The following is a 17,037-nucleotide window of genomic DNA, read 5'->3' on the forward strand; positions in this document are numbered from 1 at the left end:
GCTAGAGTGGCTGATGACGACTATGCCGGCGGGGCGATCGCCCTGGTTTTAAGAGGCCATAGACGTGATAGGACCCTGCCCGGCGCACATGACCGGGCTGATGTAACCGATACGTCGCACACGTCGCGTTCACGCCAGGCAGTTACCCTGCCGGACCTGAGGGCGCCGATGCATGCGCGCAAAGAGAGGTTGGACGTGGCTGCAGGAGAAGATACCTCCCATATCCTCAGCGGGTTGACTAACCAGCTGCCTGATCGTGATCCGGAAGAGACCGCCGAATGGATTGAGTCCCTGGATACGCTGATCAGGGAACAGGGCACCGAGCGTGCCCAGTACATCATGCGCAGTCTCCTGCAGCGTGCCGGCGCCCAGAGCGTCGGGGTTCCGATGGTCACCACCACGGACTATGTGAACACCATTCCCGCGGACCAGGAAGCACCGTTCCCGGGCAACGAGGAATACGAGCGCCGCTACCGGGCGTACATGCGCTGGAACGCCGCGGTCATGGTGCACCGGTCCCAGCGCCCGAACATCGGGGTCGGCGGGCACATCTCCACCTACGCCGGAGCCGCGACCCTGTACGAGGTCGGGTTCAACCACTTCTTCCGCGGCAAGGACCACCCCGGCGGCGGGGACCAGGTCTTCTTCCAGGGCCACGCCTCCCCGGGCATGTACGCCAGGGCGTTCATGGAAGGACGCCTGACCGAGGAGGACCTGGACGGGTTCCGGCAGGAAAAGTCCAAGGCCGGCCACGCCCTGTCCTCCTACCCGCACCCGCGGCTGATGCCCGGGTTCTGGGAATTCCCCACCGTGTCCATGGGCATCGGGCCGATGAACGCGATCTACCAGGCCCAGTCCAACCGGTACCTGCACAACCGCGGCCTGAAAGACACCTCCGACCAGCAGGTCTGGGCGTTCCTGGGCGACGGGGAAATGGACGAGCCCGAGTCCCGCGGCCTGCTCCAGCTCGCCGCGAACGAGAACCTGGACAACCTGAACTTCGTGATCAACTGCAACCTCCAGCGCCTGGACGGGCCGGTGCGCGGCAACGGGAAGATCATGCAGGAACTCGAAGCGTTCTTCCGCGGCGCGGGCTGGAACGTCATCAAGGTCGTCTGGGGCCGGGAATGGGATGACCTCCTGGCCAAGGACAACGACGGGTCCCTGGTGAAGATCATGAACGAGACCCCGGACGGGGACTACCAGACCTACAAGGCCGAATCCGGCGGGTTCGTCCGCGAGCACTTCTTCGGGAAGACCCCGCAGACCAAGGACATGGTCGCGGACCTGAGCGATGACCAGATCTGGAACCTCAAGCGCGGCGGCCACGACTACCGCAAGGTCTACGCCGCGTACAAGGCAGCCACCGAATTCAAGGGCAAACCCACCGTCATCCTGGCCAAAACGGTCAAGGGCTACGGCCTCGGCCCGCACTTCGAAGGCCGCAACGCCACACACCAGATGAAGAAACTCACCCTCGACGACCTCAAGTCGTTCCGGGACCACCTGCGCATCCCGATCACGGATGAGCAGCTCGAGGGCGATCCCTACCAGCCGCCGTATTTCCACCCCGGCAACGATGCGCCGGAAATCGCGTACATGATGGAGCGCCGGGCCGCCTTGGGCGGTTCCGTTCCGGAGCGCCGCAGCAAGCATGCCGCCATCACGCTTCCCGACGCGAAGTCCTATGAGGTGGCCAAGCGCGGTTCGGGCAAGCAGCAGGCTGCCACGACCATGGCGTTCGTCCGCCTGCTCAAGGACCTCATGCGGGACAAGGAGTTCGGCAAGCACATCGCGCCGATCATCCCCGATGAGGCGCGTACGTTCGGCATGGATGCGTTCTTCCCGACGGCGAAGATCTATAACCCCAAGGGCCAGAACTACCTCTCCGTGGACCGGGACCTGGTCCTGGCCTACAAGGAATCCGCCCAGGGCCAGCTGATCCACCCCGGCATCAACGAAGCCGGCGCCGTCGCAGCCTTCACCGCCGCCGGCACCGCCTACGCCACCCACGGCGTCCCGCTGATCCCGGTCTACGTGTTCTACTCCATGTTCGGCTTCCAGCGCACCGGCGACGCCTTCTGGGCCGCCGCGGACCAAATGACCCGCGGCTTCATCATCGGCGCCACCGCAGGCCGGACCACCCTCACCGGAGAAGGACTCCAGCACGCCGACGGCCACTCCCCCATCCTCGCCGCCACCAACCCGGCCGTCGTCACCTACGACCCCGCCTACGGCTACGAAATGGGCCACATCATCCGCGACGGCATCGAGCGGATGTACGGACCGGACTCCACTGACCGGAACCTGATGTACTACATCACCGTCTACAACGAACCCATCACCCAGCCGGCAGAGCCGGACGAGCTGGACGTTGAAGGCGTGATCAAGGGCATCTATCTGCTCGCACCGGCCAAGATTGACGGCCCCCGCACGCAGATCCTGGCCTCGGGCGTTTCGGTGCCCTGGGCGCTGGAAGCCCAGCGGATCCTGGCCGAAGACTGGGGCGTCTCCGCGGACGTCTGGTCCGTCACGTCATGGAACGAACTCCGCCGCGACGCCATGGCCGCCGAGGAAGAGGCCTTCCTCAACCCGGGCCAGCCGGCGCGCGTGCCGTTCGTCACCGCGCAGCTCGAAGGTGCCACCGGCCCTATCGTGGCTGTCACGGACTACATGAAGGCCGTCCCGGACCAGATCCGCCAGTTCCTCCCAAACGAGTTCGCCTCGCTCGGCGCGGACGGCTTCGGCTTCTCCGACACCCGCGCCGCAGCACGCCGCTTCTTCAAGAACGACATCCACTCCATCGTGGTCCGTTCACTGGAGATGCTCGCGCGCCGCAGCGAGGTGGACGCCCAGGCTCCTGCCCAGGCCATTGAGAAGTACCGCCTGCATAACGTGAATGCGGGTTCCACCGGAAACGCCGGAGGCGAATCCTGACGTTCCACCCCTAGCCAGGGAGATTGACGGCGGCGGTCCCCACCAAAGGCGGGGGCCGCCGTCGTCGTTCCCGCCCTGAGTTGGCCTGACCGGGCGGGCCTGTGACGCAGCGCAAATCGAGTTGTAGCCTTTGCACAAATGGAGCTTGGCCTGCGCGCACCGTATGCTCGATGCATGGCAGAGCCAACCCCCACCCCCGCAAAGCGCAAGCCGGCCTCGCGCGCCCTGACGCCGGAAAAAGCCCAGACGTTGAAGAAACTCCGGGCGAGCGTGGGACAGCTGTCCACCACCACGATGCGCCAGCTGGAGAAATCGCTGCCCTGGTACAGCCGGCTCAGTTCCGACGAGCGGTCCGCCCTCGGGATGGTCGCCCAGAACGGTATTGCCGCCTTCGTGACATGGTACGAGCGGCCAAGCTCGCCGTCATGGATCCTCACCGACGTCTTCGGGACCGCGCCCACCGAACTGACCCGCTCCATCAGCCTGCAGAAGGCCCTCCAGCTCATCAGGATCGTGGTGGAGGTGGTGGAGGACCAGGTGCCCGTGATCGCCCCGGAGGCGGATCAGCCGGCACTGCGTGAAGCCGTACTCCGCTATTCACGTGAGGTCGCCTTTGCCGCCGCCGATGTCTACGCACGGGCCGCAGAGTCCAGGGGCTCCTGGGACACCCGTCTGGAAGCCCTGATCGTCGACGCGATCCTGCGCGGCGAGAACACCGATGCCTTGCGGTCCCGCATTGCCGCCCTCGGCTGGAAAGCCCAGGAGCGTTTTACCGTGATGGTGGGCAATTCGCCGTCGGAACCCAGCGCCAGTTACGTCAGCGAGCTGCGCCGGACTGCCGGCCGGTTCGCCGAAGACGCGCTGGTGGGGATCCAGGGCGACCGCCTCATCCTCATCCTGGGAGGCGTCCAGGACCGGGAGAGCGCCTACCTTAAACTCAGCGAACTTTTTGCCCCGGGTCCTGTCGTCTACGGACCCGAAGCGGGTTCCCTGCTGGAAGCGAGCAGTTCGGCCCAGTCGGCTTTCGCGGGGCTCACGGCTGCACGCGCCTGGCCCTCGGCCCCGCGCCCCGTTGCTGCCGACGACCTGCTGCCGGAGCGTGTCATTTCCGGGGACGACGCCGCACGCAGGTCGCTCATCAAGAACATCTACCGGCCATTGATCGCTGCGTCCAACGGCCTGGTGGAGACCCTTGGTACCTACCTCGAACTCGGGCACTCGCTGGAAGCAACGGCCCGTGAACTCTTTGTGCACGCCAATACCGTCCGCTACCGGCTCAAGCGCGTCTGTGACGTCACAGGCTGGGATCCGCTCCTTCCGCGGGAGGCGTTTGTGCTTCAGGCAGCCCTCGTGGTGGGGCGGCTTTCCGTGCCGCCCAAGGCACCCGCCGAACGCCAGCCGTCCCGGAACGGCAACTGAACCGTTGTAGACTTCCTACAAACTGACCCAGTGAGCTTGGTGCATGAATACACCGAGAATCACGCGGTAATTTGGAAAGCTGGATACGTGCTTGCAATCGTCTGCCCTGGACAGGGCTCCCAGACCCCTGGTTTTCTGGCCCCTTGGCTGGAACTGCCTCCCGTCGCAGGCCATTTGGCCTCCCTCAGTGAAATAGCAGGCATCGACCTCACCGCACACGGCACCACGTCGGATGAGGACACCATCAAGGACACGGCAGTGGCCCAGCCGCTGATCGTTGCGGCCGGACTGGTGGCCGCCAAGTCGCTGTTTGACGTCGAACTCAACACCCTGCCCGTCATCCTCGCCGGACATTCCGTCGGTGAGATCACAGCGTCGGCGCTTGCAGGTGTCCTCACCGAGACCGAGGCAATGACCTTCGTGCGGGAACGTGCCAACAGCATGGCTGCCGCAGCAGCCGTCACCCCCACGGGCATGAGCGCAGTGGTTGGCGGCGACCCTGCCGAGGTCCTGGCGGCCATTGAGGCCTCCGGCGCTACGCCTGCCAACGTTAACGGTGCCGGCCAGACCGTCGCTGCGGGCACGTTCGAGCAGCTCAAGGCGCTGGCGGAGAACCCCCCGGCCAAGGCCCGCGTGATCCCGCTGAAGGTGGCCGGCGCCTTCCACACCTCGCACATGTCACCGGCGGTCGCTGCCCTGGAAGCCCTGAAGCCGTCGCTCAAGCCCCGGAACCCGCAGGTGCCGTTGCTGTCCAACTTTGACGGCAAGGAAGTGACCGACGGCGACGCAGCAGTCGGCAGCCTCATCGCCCAGGTCTCCCGACCGGTCCGCTGGGACCTCTGCATGGAAACGCTGGTGCAGCGCGGCGTCACCGGAGTCATTGAACTTGCACCGGCCGGAACCCTGGCCGGACTCGCCAAGCGGGGCATGCCCGGAGTGAAGACGGTCGCCGTCAAAACCCCGGACGATCTCACCGCTGCCCTTGCACTATTCGCAGAACTGGAGGGACAGGCATGAGCGCTCCCGTACTCAAGCAGGCACCGCTGCGGGAACACACCCGCATCCTCGGACTGGGCGCCTACCGGCCCAACGTCATCGTCACCAACGAGGATGTGTGCCAGTGGATCGATTCCTCGGATGAATGGATCCGGCAGCGTACCGGGATCGTGACCCGCCACCGCGCACCCGCAGACGTCAGTGTCATTGACATGGCGGAAGGCGCAGCCCGCGAAGCCCTGGCGAAGGCCGGCATCGAAGCCAGCCAGCTGGGCGCCGTCATCGTCTCCACTGTTACGCACCCGTATGCGACGCCCTCTGCTGCCGCAAGCCTGGCAGACCGCCTCGGCGCAACGCCTGCTCCGGCCTTCGACATCTCGGCTGCGTGTGCCGGCTATTGCTACGGCATTGCCCAGGGCGACGCCCTGGTCCGCTCCGGAGCGGCTGAGTACGTGCTGGTGGTGGGAGCCGAGAAGCTCTCCGACGTCATCGACAACACCGAGCGCACCATCTCCTTCCTGCTTGGTGACGGCGCCGGCGCCGTGGTGATCGGCCCCTCCGACACACCCGGCATCGGTCCGTCGGTCTGGGGTTCGGACGGCAGCAAGTGGGATGCCATCGGCATGACACATTCGCTGCTTGATGTGCGTGAACTCGCCTTGGCTGCGAACAAGTCCGGAGCGCTGAGCGCCGAGGAGGCCGAGGTAACGGACGCTGCGATCTGGCCCACCCTGCGCCAGGACGGCCAGACCGTGTTCCGCTGGGCGGTTTGGGAAATGGCCAAGGTGGCCCAGCAGGCTCTCGACGCCGCCGGCATCACAGCGGAAGACCTAGTGGCTTTCGTTCCCCACCAGGCCAACATGCGCATCATCGACGAAATGGTCAAGAAGCTCAAGCTTCCCGAGAGCGTCAAGGTGGCCCGGGACATCGCTGAAGCCGGAAACACCTCGGCAGCTTCCATTCCGCTGGCCACCCACCGCCTGCTGCAGGAAAATCCCGAACTCAGCGGCGGACTCGCACTGCAGATCGGATTCGGCGCAGGTCTGGTGTTCGGCGCCCAGGTCATCGTGCTCCCGTAGCCGAACCTTTTACCCACAACTGAATACGTTCTGAACAGTACGGATTCGCGAACCAAGCCGTAATCGCGGCTTGAATCATTTCCGGCAGTACATGCCGGCAACAACAAGAAAAGGAGCCATCAATGGCTAGCAACGAAGAGATCCTGGCCGGCCTGGCTGAAATCGTCAACGAAGAGACCGGCCTCGCCACCGAAGCAGTCGAGCTGGACAAGTCCTTCACCGAGGACCTGGACATCGACTCCATCTCCATGATGACCATCGTGGTCAACGCCGAAGAGAAGTTCGGCGTGCGCATCCCGGACGAAGAGGTCAAGAACCTCAAGACCGTCGGTGACGCTGTCAGCTTCATCGCAAACGCACAGGCCTAGTCCTGGCTCCTGCCGGCAACGGCCTGCACTGGTATCCGGTCCGGAGCGCTGATGAAGCGCCCCGGACCGGGCACCGCTGAACGACCTCAAGTTTTCCCCACGCATCCCCGGCCAGGCATCTCCCCGGATACGGCATGCGCACCGATAGAGAGTGATCCCATGGCACGCAAAGTAGTCATTACCGGTCTGGGTGCCACCACGCCCATTGGCGGCGATGTCCCCACAATGTGGAATAACGCGCTGAAGGGCGTCTCCGGCGCACGCACGCTTGAGGATGACTGGGTGGCAAAGTATGAACTGCCCGTTCACTTCGCTGCCCGCGCCTCCACCCCCGCACTGGATGTCCTGAGCCGTGTGGAAGCAAAGCGGATGGACCCCTCCACGCAGTTCGGCGTCGTCGCCGCACGCGAAGCGTGGGCCGACTCCGGCATCACTGAAGTCGACCATGACCGCCTGGCAGTGGCCTTTGCTACGGGCATCGGCGGCGTATGGACCCTGCTGGACGCCTGGGATACCCTGCGCGAAAAGGGTCCGCGACGCGTTCTGCCCATGACCGTGCCCATGCTCATGCCCAACGGAGTGGCTGCAGCGGTAAGCCTTGACCTTGGTGCCCGCGCAGGCGCCCACACCCCGGTGTCCGCCTGCGCTTCCGGCACTGAGGCCCTGCACCTCGGACTGGACCTCATCCGCTCAGGCAAGGCCGACGTCGTGGTCTGCGGCGGCGCCGAAGCGGCGATCCACCCGATGCCCATTGCCGCGTTCGCCTCGATGCAGGCGCTCTCCCGACGCAACGATGATCCTGAGCACGCGTCCCGCCCCTATGATACGGGCCGCGACGGCTTCGTCATGGGCGAAGGCGCGGGAGCTTTGGTCATCGAGGCTGAGGAACACGCGCTTGCCCGTGGAGCCCGGATCTACGGTGAGCTCGCCGGAACGTCTGTGACAGCAGACGCGTACCACATCACCGCGCCGGACCCCCAGGGCCTGGGCGCCACCCGTGCCCTGAAGGCGGCCATGTTCGACGGCCGTATCCAGCCGGAGGAAGTCGTGCACGTCAACGCGCACGCGACGTCCACGCCCGTAGGTGACAAGCCCGAGTACACCGCCCTTCGCGCCGCCCTGGGATCTCACGTGGACAACGTTGCGGTCTCCGCGACGAAATCCCAGATGGGCCACTTGCTGGGCGCTTCGGGCGCCGTAGAGGCCGTGCTGACCGTTCTGGCTGTGTACGAGCGCAAGGCTCCTGTAACCATCAACCTGGAAAACCAGGATCCGGAGATTCCGCTGGACGTCGTCACGAAGACGGCCCGCGAGCTGCCCTCGGGCAGCATCGTGGCGCTGAGCAACTCGTTCGGCTTCGGCGGCCACAATGCCGTCATTGCAGTCCGCAGCGTCTAGCGTCCCCGGTTGCACAGCAAGAGGCCCCTGCCGTCCGGCAGGGGCCTCTTGCGTTATGGAGGGTATTGCTGAGCGGCCAGGTTGTGTCCGCCCGCGCTGTGCCGGCCGCGCGGAGGCCCGGTCAGCCCACCTGGTGCAGCCAGCGAACGGGAGCGCCCTCGGCGGCGTGCCGGAAAGGCTCCAGCTCTTCGTCCCAGGCCTCACCGAGGGCAAGGGACAGCTCATGGTATACGGCGGACGGGTCGCCGGCGCCGGACTCGTAGGCGTAGCGGATGCGGTCCTCGGAAACCATGATGTTTCCGTGCACGTCCGTGACGGCATGAAAGATTCCCAGTTCCGGGGTGTGTGACCATCGGCCGCCGTCCACGCCCTGGCTCGGCTCCTCGGTGACCTCATAGCGCAGGTGCGCCCAGCCACGGAGGGCAGACGCCAGCAGCGCACCGGTCCCCGGGCTGCCGGTCCAGGACAGCTCCGAACGGAACATTCCGGGCGCAGCAGGCTGAGCAGTCCACTCAAGGTCCGTACGCTTGTCCACGACCGACCCGATGGCCCACTCAACGTGGGGGCACAGGGCGGTCGGGGCCGAGTGAACGAACAAGACACCGCGGGTCATTGCAACAGACATTCCATCCTCCATAGCTGTAGGTACGTCTTCCCCAACGACCTCTGCCTGGATGTGTGTCTGCCGCGCCGGGTCCGCATGCTGCCGGTGGTCCCTGCAAGACTATGAAATTAGTGCCCGGCGAAACTTGAAGCTGCTTGAGGGCGAGCTTCAAGCCTGACTTGAAAGTTGCCGGGCGTGATTCTTATTGTGCCGTACCCCGCCTAATTACGCCAGTGCAATTCGGCGCGCCGGAGGTCATCAAGAAATCCTGCTCTCCGGTTGACAGGGCCTTGACCGCGGGCCGGCGGGGCCTCGTCCCCGGCCGGAGGGGCCTAGTCGGCGAAGGGCGGGACCGAACGGCAGCCGTTGGATGCGTTTCAGGCTCGGGGGTGCGCCTGCTGGTAGCTTTGCCGCAGCCGGTCGACCGAGACGTGGGTGTAGATCTGCGTGGTTGCCAGGCTGCTGTGACCGAGGATTTCCTGCACTGCCCTAAGGTCGGCTCCGCCGTCCAGCAGATGGGTGGCGGCGGAGTGCCGGAGAGCGTGGGGTCCGGTGGCAGCGGTGTCCCCCAGTGCGTCCAGTACGTCTTTAACCACCGTGCGAACCTGCCGCTGGTCCACCCGCCGGCCCCTTGCGCCGAGGAAGAGCGCCGGACCGCTCCCGTCCACAGCCAACACCGGGCGTCCGCGGCGCAGCCAGTCATCCACGGCGACCGCCGCCGGCAGCCCGTACGGAACTGTCCGCTCTTTGTTGCCCTTGCCGACCACCCTGAGCGTCCGCCGGTCGGGATCAAGATCGTCCACGTCCATCCCTGCCAGTTCTCCGACACGGACGCCGGTGGCGTAGAGCAACTCCACCATTGCACGGTCCCGGAGGGCGAGCGGTCCGCCGTCTTCAGCTGCCGCCTTCAGATGGTCGACGACGCGCAGTACCTGTTGCTGGTGCAGGACACCCGGCAGGGACCTTTCCCGTTTCGGCGCCTTAAGTCGCAGCGCCGGGTCGGACCCCAGGAGCTCTTCCCGCACCGCCCAGGAGGTGAAGGACCGGGCCGTAGCAGCACGCCGGGCCAGTGTGGACCGGGACATGCCCGCCTCGCTCTGCGCGCCGAGCCAGCGTCGCAACGTGGCCAGTTCGATCCCGTCGAGGTCAGTGGCGCCGTCTGCTGCCGCCACCGTTAGCAGGCTGTGGACGTCGGACAGGTAAGCGCGCACGGTGTGGGGCGACCTGGCACGTTCACCTTCAAGGTAGCGGCCGAAGCCGCGGGCGGCGTCAGCGAGGGCCGGCGGGAGGTCAGGAGTGTCCACGGTCCAACTTTCCCATTATTTGACTGCCAATCAAGGAACCACGCAGCCAGGGCAGCCAGTTGGAGGAAGTCGCAGGCCTGACGGCAGGGAGTGCAGCGGCCAACGGGCGGGCAGGAGGGCAATTGTCAGCCGGCTTTCCGGGCCCGTTTCCAGCCGCCGCGTTCGGATTCGGCAAGCCCCAGCAACCCCAGCCTGCCCAGGCCGGCCCTGACCGCGTCAGTACTCAGTCCCGCGACCGACGTCAGCTTTTCGACGGAGCTGGTGGATCGGAGCGGCAGTGCGTCGAGGAGGATGAGGTCCTCCAGGGTAAGGCCGTCATGATCGGCACCCTGTGCCGGGGCCTCGTCTGCCAACGATTCGCCGCTGGGAGAGGCAAGTTCCGCGATTTCGCCGGCGTCCGTGACGCAGACGGCTCCCCCTTCCCGAATCAGCCGGTGGCACCCGGCGGAATTTGCGGAATGCACGGACCCGGGAACGGCACCGACGGCCCTGCCCAGGCTCTCCGCGTGGTGGGCCGTGTTCAGTGCACCGGAGCGCCACCGGGCCTCCACCACAACGGTGACTGAGGACAGCGCGGCGATAAGGCGGTTCCGTTGCAGGAACCGGTACCTGGTGGGGGCGGAGCCCGGCGGTACTTCAGCCAGGACTGCACCCTGGTTCGCGACGGTCCTGAGCAGTTCTTCGTTGCCGGACGGGTAGAAGCGGTCCACTCCCCCGGCCATGACGGCTATTGTGGGCATCGCGTCGCCGGCACCGGCCAGCGCGGCCCGGTGGGCGTGCGCATCGATCCCGTAAGCCCCGCCCGACACGATGGTAAAGCCCCGCTGCGCCAACGAATAGGCCAAGTCACCCGTGACGGCCGCGCCATAGCTTGTGCTGTCGCGGGAACCGACCAAGGCAATGGACTTGGCCGCCGCAGGCAGTGGGTGTTCCGTTCCGCGCCACCATAGGCAGATGGGCTCATGAAGGTCCAGGTCGGCCAACTGCCCGGGCCATAGTGAATCGGACGGCATGATCATCCGGCCGCCCAGCCGGTGCATGGTGGCGAGATCCCGCTCCGGAGCGAGGTCCGGGATTCGCGGGGCCCAGCGCCTCAGCGAAGCGCTCATTCCGGGCCAGCTCGCTGTCCCGTTCTCCGCAAGCAAAGCCGTGACCTCCTGTTCAAGCTGCGGACCGGACACCAGTTGGCCTGTGGCGATTCGCAGCCCATCCACTGCCCCGGCGGTCCTGACAAGTGCCAGGCCGACGGCGTCCTGCGGCTCCATTAGGCGCGACAGGGCGGCACGGGCTATGCGTTCATGATCAGTCATCGGATTTCCTTTCAGGCCGCGGCCGGGACAGCTTGCCGGAGTCCCAGCGCCTGTCCGATATCGTCGGGATCCGGGGTGCTACGGCATGCGAGGTCCGCCAGCGTCCAGGCAAGGCGCAGAACGCGGTCGTATCCGCGGGCAGTAAGGACACCGCGTTCGAGCGCGTGGTCCAGGATCCGTGTGGTGGGTGATGCGAGGCGCAGTGCCCCGCGAAGGACACGGCCGGGCACCTGGGAGTTGGTTTCCAACCCAAGGGGGCGGAGTCTCTCCAGCTGGCGCAAACGGGCGTCACGGACCCGTGCGGCAATTTCCTGAGTGCCTTCCTCAGCCCCGGTCCGCCCGAAATCGGCAAGCGAAACCCGCTCCACCTGCAGCTGGATGTCCACCCGGTCCAGGAGGGGCCCGGACATCCGGGCGAGGTACCGGCGCCGCATCATCGGGGTGCAGGTGCAATCGAGCCCCTTCCCCGAGGCTTTGCCGCAGGGGCAGGGGTTGGCGGCCAGCACGAGTTGGAATCTTGCAGGGTAGGCAGCTGTTCCGGCGGACCGGTGGATCACCAGTTCGCCACTCTCCAGGGGTTGCCTGAGCGCATCGAGGACCCGCCGTTCGTATTCCGGGGCCTCGTCCAGGAACAGCACCCCGCGGTGTGCCCTGGAGGCGGCGCCCGGCCGCGGCAGCCCTGATCCGCCTCCGATGATGGCTGCGGCGGTGGCGCTGTGGTGGGGATTCTCAAACGGCGGCCGACGGAGGAGCTGCACGGCGGCTGACGGCAGGGCACACAAGGAGTGGATGGCCGTCACCTCCATGGCCTCGGTGTCAGCCAGGTCCGGCAGCAGGCCCGGGAGCCGTTCGGCGAGCATTGTCTTTCCGGCGCCGGGCGGACCGGACAGGAGCAGATGGTGGGCACCGGCGGCCGCGACTTCGAGCGCCCTCCGGGCGTCCCCCTGGCCTGAGACGTCGCACATGTCGGGTGCCTCCAGCTCTCCGGCCGCAGCATCGCCGGAGGGTTCCTCGTCCTCGGGTTCGAAGTCGAGCGCAAGCTCCGCCGGATCAGCCCCGAAGTCACAGGCGAGTCGGGCCAGGGTCTTGTATCCGCGGACCCGGGCTCCCGCTACAAGTGCCGCCTCAGCCGCATTCGCCTGGGCCACCACTATGTCCGGGTAGCCTGCCTGCACGGCGGCCATCACGGCCGGGAGGATTCCGCGGACCGGCCTGAGCCTGCCGTCAAGGCCCAGTTCAGCGATGAAGACGGTCCGTTCAGTGGAGTGGATGTCATTTGCGGCCCGAAGGACCGCCATTGTGATGGCCAGGTCGAAACCCGAGCCCCGTTTTGGCAGGGAAGCGGGTATGAGGTTGGCGGTGATCTTGCGCCTGCTCAGCGGGATGCCGGAGTTTTGCGCCGCGGACCGGATCCGTTCCTTGGCTTCGTTCAGTGAAGCGTCCGGCAGGCCGAGAATGACGAAGGCCGGGAGCGTCTGGCCGATGTCAGCTTCAACCTCCACGATGTATCCATTGAGTCCCACGAGCGCCACGGAGTACGTCCTGCCCAGGGCCACCTACCCCACCCCCCTCAGATGCTCTACGCGCGGCTGGCCGGCTCCGTCGTCCAGGACGGCAACCACGTCGACGCGGCGGCAGGGCATGCGCAGTTCGTGGTCCCGGCACCATGCCGATGCAAGCCTGTGCAGGCGCGCCAGTTTGGCAACGCCGACGGCTTCAAAAGGATGCCCGTAGGCGAGGGATTTCCGCGTTTTCACCTCGGCGATGACGAGCGAGTCGCCGTCAAGGGCCACGATGTCGATTTCACCTTCGGAACAGCGCCAGTTGCGGTCCACGATCCGCATGCCCTGTGATTCCAGATATCCGGCGGCTAGTTCTTCTCCGCGCCGGCCAAGCAAGTCTTTGGCTCTCATTTCTTACCTCCGCCACCAGCCTGCGGGAGGGCGTGGAAGCGGGCATAGCGGCGAAGGCCGCTATGTGGGAAAGCGCGCTAATCGGGTGCTGTGGAGGAGATGTTGGATCCGGGAAGTACGGCTACGCGCGGGTTCCGCATCTCATGCAGTGGGCAGACTGGTGCGGCCGCTCATCGTAGAAGCCGGCATGGCTGCTCCAGATGTGCCCTAGGAACCAGCAGAGTATTTTCATGGTGAGGTCTTCTCTGATTTCAGCCGGGTAGGCAGTGCCAGTACGAGCCCGCGGTGCTCGACTCAAGCACCGCCAGTATTTATCTGCAGGACGCGAGACCTCTCCGCATCGCGGTAAGCCGTCGGAACAGAACTACGAATCAATCCCATACAGTAGTCTCGCGCCAAGGATGGCAGGGATGCCAGACCCCGGGCAAAAAACGAGTAGTGCAATCCGCTGAACCGGTGGTCAGGGGCGAAGGGCAGGTGCCCGCACCGTCCGGCCGTGTCAGTTGCCGAGATCCACGTCCTTGGGAAGGGCCAGTTCCTCGTTGCGTGGCAGCTCTTCCACGTTGACGTCCTTGAAAGTGATCACCCGGACGCTTTTGACGAACCGGGCCGAGCGGTAGACGTCCCACACCCAGGCGTCCTGGAGGGTGAGGTCAAAATAGACTTCGCCGTCGGCGCTGCGCGCCTGAAGGTCCACGTGGTTGGCGAGGTAGAAACGCCGCTCGGTCTCGACTACGTAGCTGAACAGCCCGACGACGTCACGGTATTCGCGGTAGAGCTGAAGCTCCATGTCGGTTTCATAGTTCTCAAGATCCTCGGCACTCATGGTTCCATCTTGCACTATTCCGCGCTGCCCCGCGGCCAGGGCGGGGAGCCGGGGTTAGAGAATCTGCCAGCTGACCCGGTGGTAGGGCGACGGGCCCGCTGCTTTGAGCGCTTCCTTGTGTGACGCCGTTCCGTAGCCTTTGTTCTCATCCCAGCCGAAGGCAGGGTATTCCCCATGCAGCGAACGCATGATCCGGTCCCGTTCCACTTTGGCCAGGATGCTGGCAGCGGCCACGCTCAGGCACTGCATGTCCGCCTTGACGAGGGTGTGGACCGGCGCGTCGCAGCCCGGACCCGCGGGGGCGTCGTCGAACAGGGAGGCCTGCGTCTCCGGTGAGAGCCAGTTGTGGCTGCCGTCAAGCAACACCACGTCGGGGGTGACCCCGGCGGCCAGGATCTGCAGCCAGGCCCGCGTACCGGCAGTACGCAGGGCAGCGATGATACCCAATGCGTCGATCTCGCCGGCGGAGGCGTGCCCCACCGCCGAGGCGACGCTCCAGTTCCGCACCAGGGGTTCCAGCCGCTCTCGGTCGGCTTCCTTCAGGAGCTTGCTGTCCCGGACGTCGTCCAGCAGCACCGGACGGCTCAGGTCCACGACGGTGATCCCGACGGTCACGGGACCCGCGATGGCGCCCCGGCCTACTTCGTCGATGCCCGCCAGCAGCCTGGCGCCGGAACTCAGGAACCGGTGCTCGTAGTCGAGGGTGGGTGCAACGGACATCTATTTTCCAGCCGGTGCAGGGACGTTCCGGAACACGTCGGGATAATTGCCCAGGCCGGTCAGCCGGTTGAGGGGCCACGCGATAACGGCCGCCTTGCCCTCAATATCGGGCATGTCAATGAAGCCGCCGTTGCTGTCCTGGTGGGCGCGGGAATCGGCCGAGTGGTTCCTGTTGTCCCCCATCACCCAGATCTTGCCGTCCGGGACAACGACGTCGAAGTTGCGGATGTCCGGCACCTCGGCGGGGTTGACGTAGGTCTCGTCCACGGCGGTGCCGTTGATGGTGAGCTTGCCGCCGGCGTCACAGCACACCACATGGTCGCCCGGGAGGCCGATCACGCGCTTGACCAGGTGCTGCTCCGAATTGTCCGGCAGCAGTCCGACGAACGTCAGGCCGTCCTGGACCCAGGTATACGGGCCGTCGGTCTTCTCCGGCGAGGGCACCAGCCATCCCTTGGTGTCCTTGAAGACCACCACATCCCCGCGCTCAAGGGCGAAGGGTTCAGGCACGAGCAGGTTGACGAAGATCCGGTCGTTCACATCCAGCGTGTTGACCATGGATTCGGATGGAATGTAGAACGCCCGGAACAGGAAAGTCTTGATCAGGAAGGACAGCACCACGGCGATGGCCACCACCGTGAGCACCTCCTTGATCCAGAGGTACACCGCCCCGTGGGCTTTGCCTTCTTTAGCCGCTTTCGACGGGCCGGATTTCGAATGTGCGCCGTGCGAACCGGCCGCCCGGCTCCCGGCTCCGGCGGGCAGGCCGGTTTCGGCCGAAGGATCATCAGGCGTGCCTGCGGACGGAGCAACGGTGTCCCTGTCCGTGGCAGTTCCCGTTTGGTCGCCTCCGGCCGAGGCGCGTCCGGCGTCGTGCTTGAACGGATCAGGAGTCCGGGGGTCGGTCTCGGGCATCTACTGTCCGTCCTTCGTCGTCGTGCTAATTTCTGCTGGCCGGGGAACGGCCGCAAATCTGTCAAGTGGCCAGATGATCTGGACCGGCCTGCCAATGACCCGGTCCAGGGGCACCATGCCGCCGCCCGGTGCGCCCAGGAGGCTCCGGGAATCGGCGGACATGGAGCGGTGGTCTCCAAGCAACCATAACCGTCCCGCCGGAACGATCACGCTGAACTTCTGCTTGCTCGCAACGTCTCCGTCATAGAGGTATGGTTCCTCAAGCGCCTGACCGTTCACTGTGAGGCGCTGCTGGTCGTCGCAGCAGACAACATGATCTCCGGGCAACCCGATAACCCGCTTTATGTAGGTTGTATCACTGCCCGTAACGCCAAGCCAGTGACCGGCCGCCGCGGCGGCGTCCTGAAGCTGGCCGTTGCCGCTGTTGAGCGGGGCGAACGTCCCGCGGCCGTCAAAGACTACGACGTCACCGCGCCGGACCGGCTCGGACTGGAAGTCGGTGCGGGACACCAGAATCCTGTCCCCCGCGCCGAAAAGCGGCTCCATGGAGGCGGAAGGTATGTAGTACACGTCCAGCCAGAGTGCGCGGACAAGTCCGCTGACCAGAACGGCCAGCGCCAGTGCCAGAAACACAAAACGCCAGCCCAGTTTCCTGGGCTGGCGTTTTGACTGGTCCATGATCCGTATCCTGTGGCGCTGTTGCGGAAGGCTCCGGCGCGGGCCGGATCCGGGTTCTGGACCCGCCGTGGAAGTCCGGGGACTTACTTGGCGGTGCTGAAGTCGCGCTTTTCCTTGATCTTCGCGGCCTTACCGCGCAGTGCACGCATGTAGTAAAGCTTGGCGCGGCGGACGTCACCCTTGGTGACGACCTCGATCTTGTCGATGATCGGGGAGTGTACCGGGAAGGTACGCTCTACGCCGACACCGAAGGAAACCTTGCGGACCGTGAAGGTTTCGCGGATGCCGTCGCCCTGGCGGCCCAGGACGAAGCCCTGGAATACCTGGACACGGGAGTTCTTGCCTTCGATGATGTTCACGTGAACCTTGAGGGTGTCACCCGCGCGGAACTGGGGAACATCGGTGCGCAGCGACGCTGCGTCTACGGTATCGAGGATATGCATTGATCCACTCCTGGTGAACGCCACAGGTCATCCACTTTGGGTCACGGCAGCCAAGCCCGGGACTATGCCCGGAAATCACTGCCGAAAATTTTCTGATCCGGCTCCGTCACTGATTGGCGGGACCGGG

The 17,037-nt window shown here is 65.6% G+C and carries 16 protein-coding genes; 6 read left to right on the top strand and 10 right to left on the bottom strand.

Annotated features, from left to right (window positions below; translation table 11 throughout):
- The first annotated feature begins 168 nt into the window (after nt 1–168).
- The 6 genes from aceE (at nt 169) to fabF (ending at nt 8,197) form a co-directional block, all read left to right on the top strand.
- Nucleotides 169–2,937 (top strand): pyruvate dehydrogenase (acetyl-transferring), homodimeric type, encoded by a 2,769-nt coding sequence (gene aceE, locus JOE41_RS02290; protein ID WP_011692306.1) that lies wholly within the window; start codon nt 169–171, stop codon nt 2,935–2,937.
- Between the two features lie 174 nt (nt 2,938–3,111).
- Nucleotides 3,112–4,356, top strand: a complete 1,245-nt coding sequence (locus JOE41_RS02295) for a CdaR family transcriptional regulator (RefSeq protein WP_043429848.1) — start codon at nt 3,112–3,114, stop codon at nt 4,354–4,356.
- A gap of 87 nt (nt 4,357–4,443) precedes the next feature.
- Complete coding sequence (locus tag JOE41_RS02300) at nt 4,444–5,373, top strand: ACP S-malonyltransferase (protein ID WP_043429850.1); 930 nt, start codon at nt 4,444–4,446, stop codon at nt 5,371–5,373.
- On the top strand, nt 5,370–6,431 hold the full coding sequence (locus JOE41_RS02305) for a beta-ketoacyl-ACP synthase III (RefSeq protein ID WP_011692309.1): 1,062 nt from the start codon (nt 5,370–5,372) through the stop codon (nt 6,429–6,431). Before JOE41_RS02300 ends, JOE41_RS02305 begins: the two co-directional genes overlap by 4 nt.
- 122 nt (nt 6,432–6,553) lie before the next feature.
- Nucleotides 6,554–6,799, top strand: coding sequence for an acyl carrier protein (locus JOE41_RS02310; RefSeq protein ID WP_011692310.1), 246 nt, complete (start codon nt 6,554–6,556; stop codon nt 6,797–6,799).
- Nucleotides 6,800–6,958: 159 nt separating this feature from the next.
- Complete coding sequence (gene fabF / locus JOE41_RS02315) at nt 6,959–8,197, top strand: beta-ketoacyl-ACP synthase II (RefSeq protein WP_011692311.1); 1,239 nt, start codon at nt 6,959–6,961, stop codon at nt 8,195–8,197.
- Nucleotides 8,198–8,318: 121 nt separating this feature from the next.
- Here fabF and JOE41_RS02320 read toward each other — a convergent pair whose 3' ends face one another.
- From JOE41_RS02320 to rplS, 10 genes are all read right to left on the bottom strand, one after another.
- Nucleotides 8,319–8,822, bottom strand: a complete 504-nt coding sequence (locus tag JOE41_RS02320) for a DUF3145 domain-containing protein (RefSeq protein ID WP_011692312.1) — start codon at nt 8,820–8,822, stop codon at nt 8,319–8,321.
- A gap of 356 nt (nt 8,823–9,178) precedes the next feature.
- The gene (locus JOE41_RS02325) at nt 9,179–10,105 is read right to left on the bottom strand and encodes a tyrosine recombinase XerC (protein ID WP_209750671.1); all 927 of its coding nucleotides are present in this window, start codon (nt 10,103–10,105) and stop codon (nt 9,179–9,181) included.
- Between the two features lie 125 nt (nt 10,106–10,230).
- Nucleotides 10,231–11,415 (bottom strand): DNA-processing protein DprA, encoded by a 1,185-nt coding sequence (dprA, locus tag JOE41_RS02330; RefSeq protein ID WP_209750674.1) that lies wholly within the window; start codon nt 11,413–11,415, stop codon nt 10,231–10,233.
- Between the two features lie 11 nt (nt 11,416–11,426).
- Complete coding sequence (locus JOE41_RS02335) at nt 11,427–12,971, bottom strand: YifB family Mg chelatase-like AAA ATPase (RefSeq protein ID WP_011692315.1); 1,545 nt, start codon at nt 12,969–12,971, stop codon at nt 11,427–11,429.
- Nucleotides 12,972–13,328, bottom strand: a complete 357-nt coding sequence (locus JOE41_RS02340; protein WP_011692316.1) for a YraN family protein — start codon at nt 13,326–13,328, stop codon at nt 12,972–12,974. It abuts the gene before it with no gap.
- A 499-nt stretch (nt 13,329–13,827) separates the two neighbouring features.
- A complete protein-coding gene (locus JOE41_RS02345) occupies nt 13,828–14,154 on the bottom strand; it encodes a DUF2469 domain-containing protein (RefSeq protein ID WP_003806068.1) in 327 nt (108 codons plus the stop codon).
- Between the two features lie 54 nt (nt 14,155–14,208).
- Entirely contained in the window at nt 14,209–14,874 is a 666-nt protein-coding gene (locus JOE41_RS02350; protein ID WP_209750676.1) for a ribonuclease HII, read from the bottom strand.
- Nucleotides 14,875–15,789: a signal peptidase I gene (gene lepB, locus JOE41_RS02355; RefSeq protein ID WP_209750678.1), complete on the bottom strand. Its 915-nt coding sequence runs from the start codon at nt 15,787–15,789 to the stop codon at nt 14,875–14,877.
- Nucleotides 15,790–16,467: a signal peptidase I gene (gene lepB / locus JOE41_RS02360; RefSeq protein WP_209750680.1), complete on the bottom strand. Its 678-nt coding sequence runs from the start codon at nt 16,465–16,467 to the stop codon at nt 15,790–15,792.
- Nucleotides 16,468–16,550: 83 nt separating this feature from the next.
- Nucleotides 16,551–16,910, bottom strand: coding sequence for a 50S ribosomal protein L19 (gene rplS, locus JOE41_RS02365; protein WP_011692321.1), 360 nt, complete (start codon nt 16,908–16,910; stop codon nt 16,551–16,553).
- Nucleotides 16,911–17,037 lie beyond the last annotated feature (127 nt).

Source organism: Arthrobacter sp. PvP103 (assembly GCF_017833075.1).
GTDB lineage: Bacteria > Actinomycetota > Actinomycetes > Actinomycetales > Micrococcaceae > Arthrobacter.

Bases quoted from the DNA above. Each gene is read 5' to 3' on its own strand.
- aceE (WP_011692306.1), top strand. From the start codon at position 169: ATGCATGCGCGCAAAGAGAGGTTGGACGTGGCTGCAGGAGAAGATACC.
- JOE41_RS02295 (WP_043429848.1), top strand. From the start codon at position 3,112: ATGGCAGAGCCAACCCCCACCCCCGCAAAGCGCAAGCCGGCCTCGCGC.
- JOE41_RS02305 (WP_011692309.1), top strand. From the start codon at position 5,370: ATGAGCGCTCCCGTACTCAAGCAGGCACCGCTGCGGGAACACACCCGC.
- JOE41_RS02310 (WP_011692310.1), top strand. From the start codon at position 6,554: ATGGCTAGCAACGAAGAGATCCTGGCCGGCCTGGCTGAAATCGTCAAC.
- fabF (WP_011692311.1), top strand. From the start codon at position 6,959: ATGGCACGCAAAGTAGTCATTACCGGTCTGGGTGCCACCACGCCCATT.
- JOE41_RS02320 (WP_011692312.1), bottom strand. From the start codon at position 8,822: ATGTCTGTTGCAATGACCCGCGGTGTCTTGTTCGTTCACTCGGCCCCG.
- dprA (WP_209750674.1), bottom strand. From the start codon at position 11,415: ATGACTGATCATGAACGCATAGCCCGTGCCGCCCTGTCGCGCCTAATG.
- JOE41_RS02340 (WP_011692316.1), bottom strand. From the start codon at position 13,328: ATGAGAGCCAAAGACTTGCTTGGCCGGCGCGGAGAAGAACTAGCCGCC.
- JOE41_RS02345 (WP_003806068.1), bottom strand. From the start codon at position 14,154: ATGAGTGCCGAGGATCTTGAGAACTATGAAACCGACATGGAGCTTCAG.
- JOE41_RS02350 (WP_209750676.1), bottom strand. From the start codon at position 14,874: ATGTCCGTTGCACCCACCCTCGACTACGAGCACCGGTTCCTGAGTTCC.
- lepB (WP_209750678.1), bottom strand. From the start codon at position 15,789: ATGCCCGAGACCGACCCCCGGACTCCTGATCCGTTCAAGCACGACGCC.
- lepB (WP_209750680.1), bottom strand. From the start codon at position 16,467: ATGGACCAGTCAAAACGCCAGCCCAGGAAACTGGGCTGGCGTTTTGTG.
- rplS (WP_011692321.1), bottom strand. From the start codon at position 16,910: ATGCATATCCTCGATACCGTAGACGCAGCGTCGCTGCGCACCGATGTT.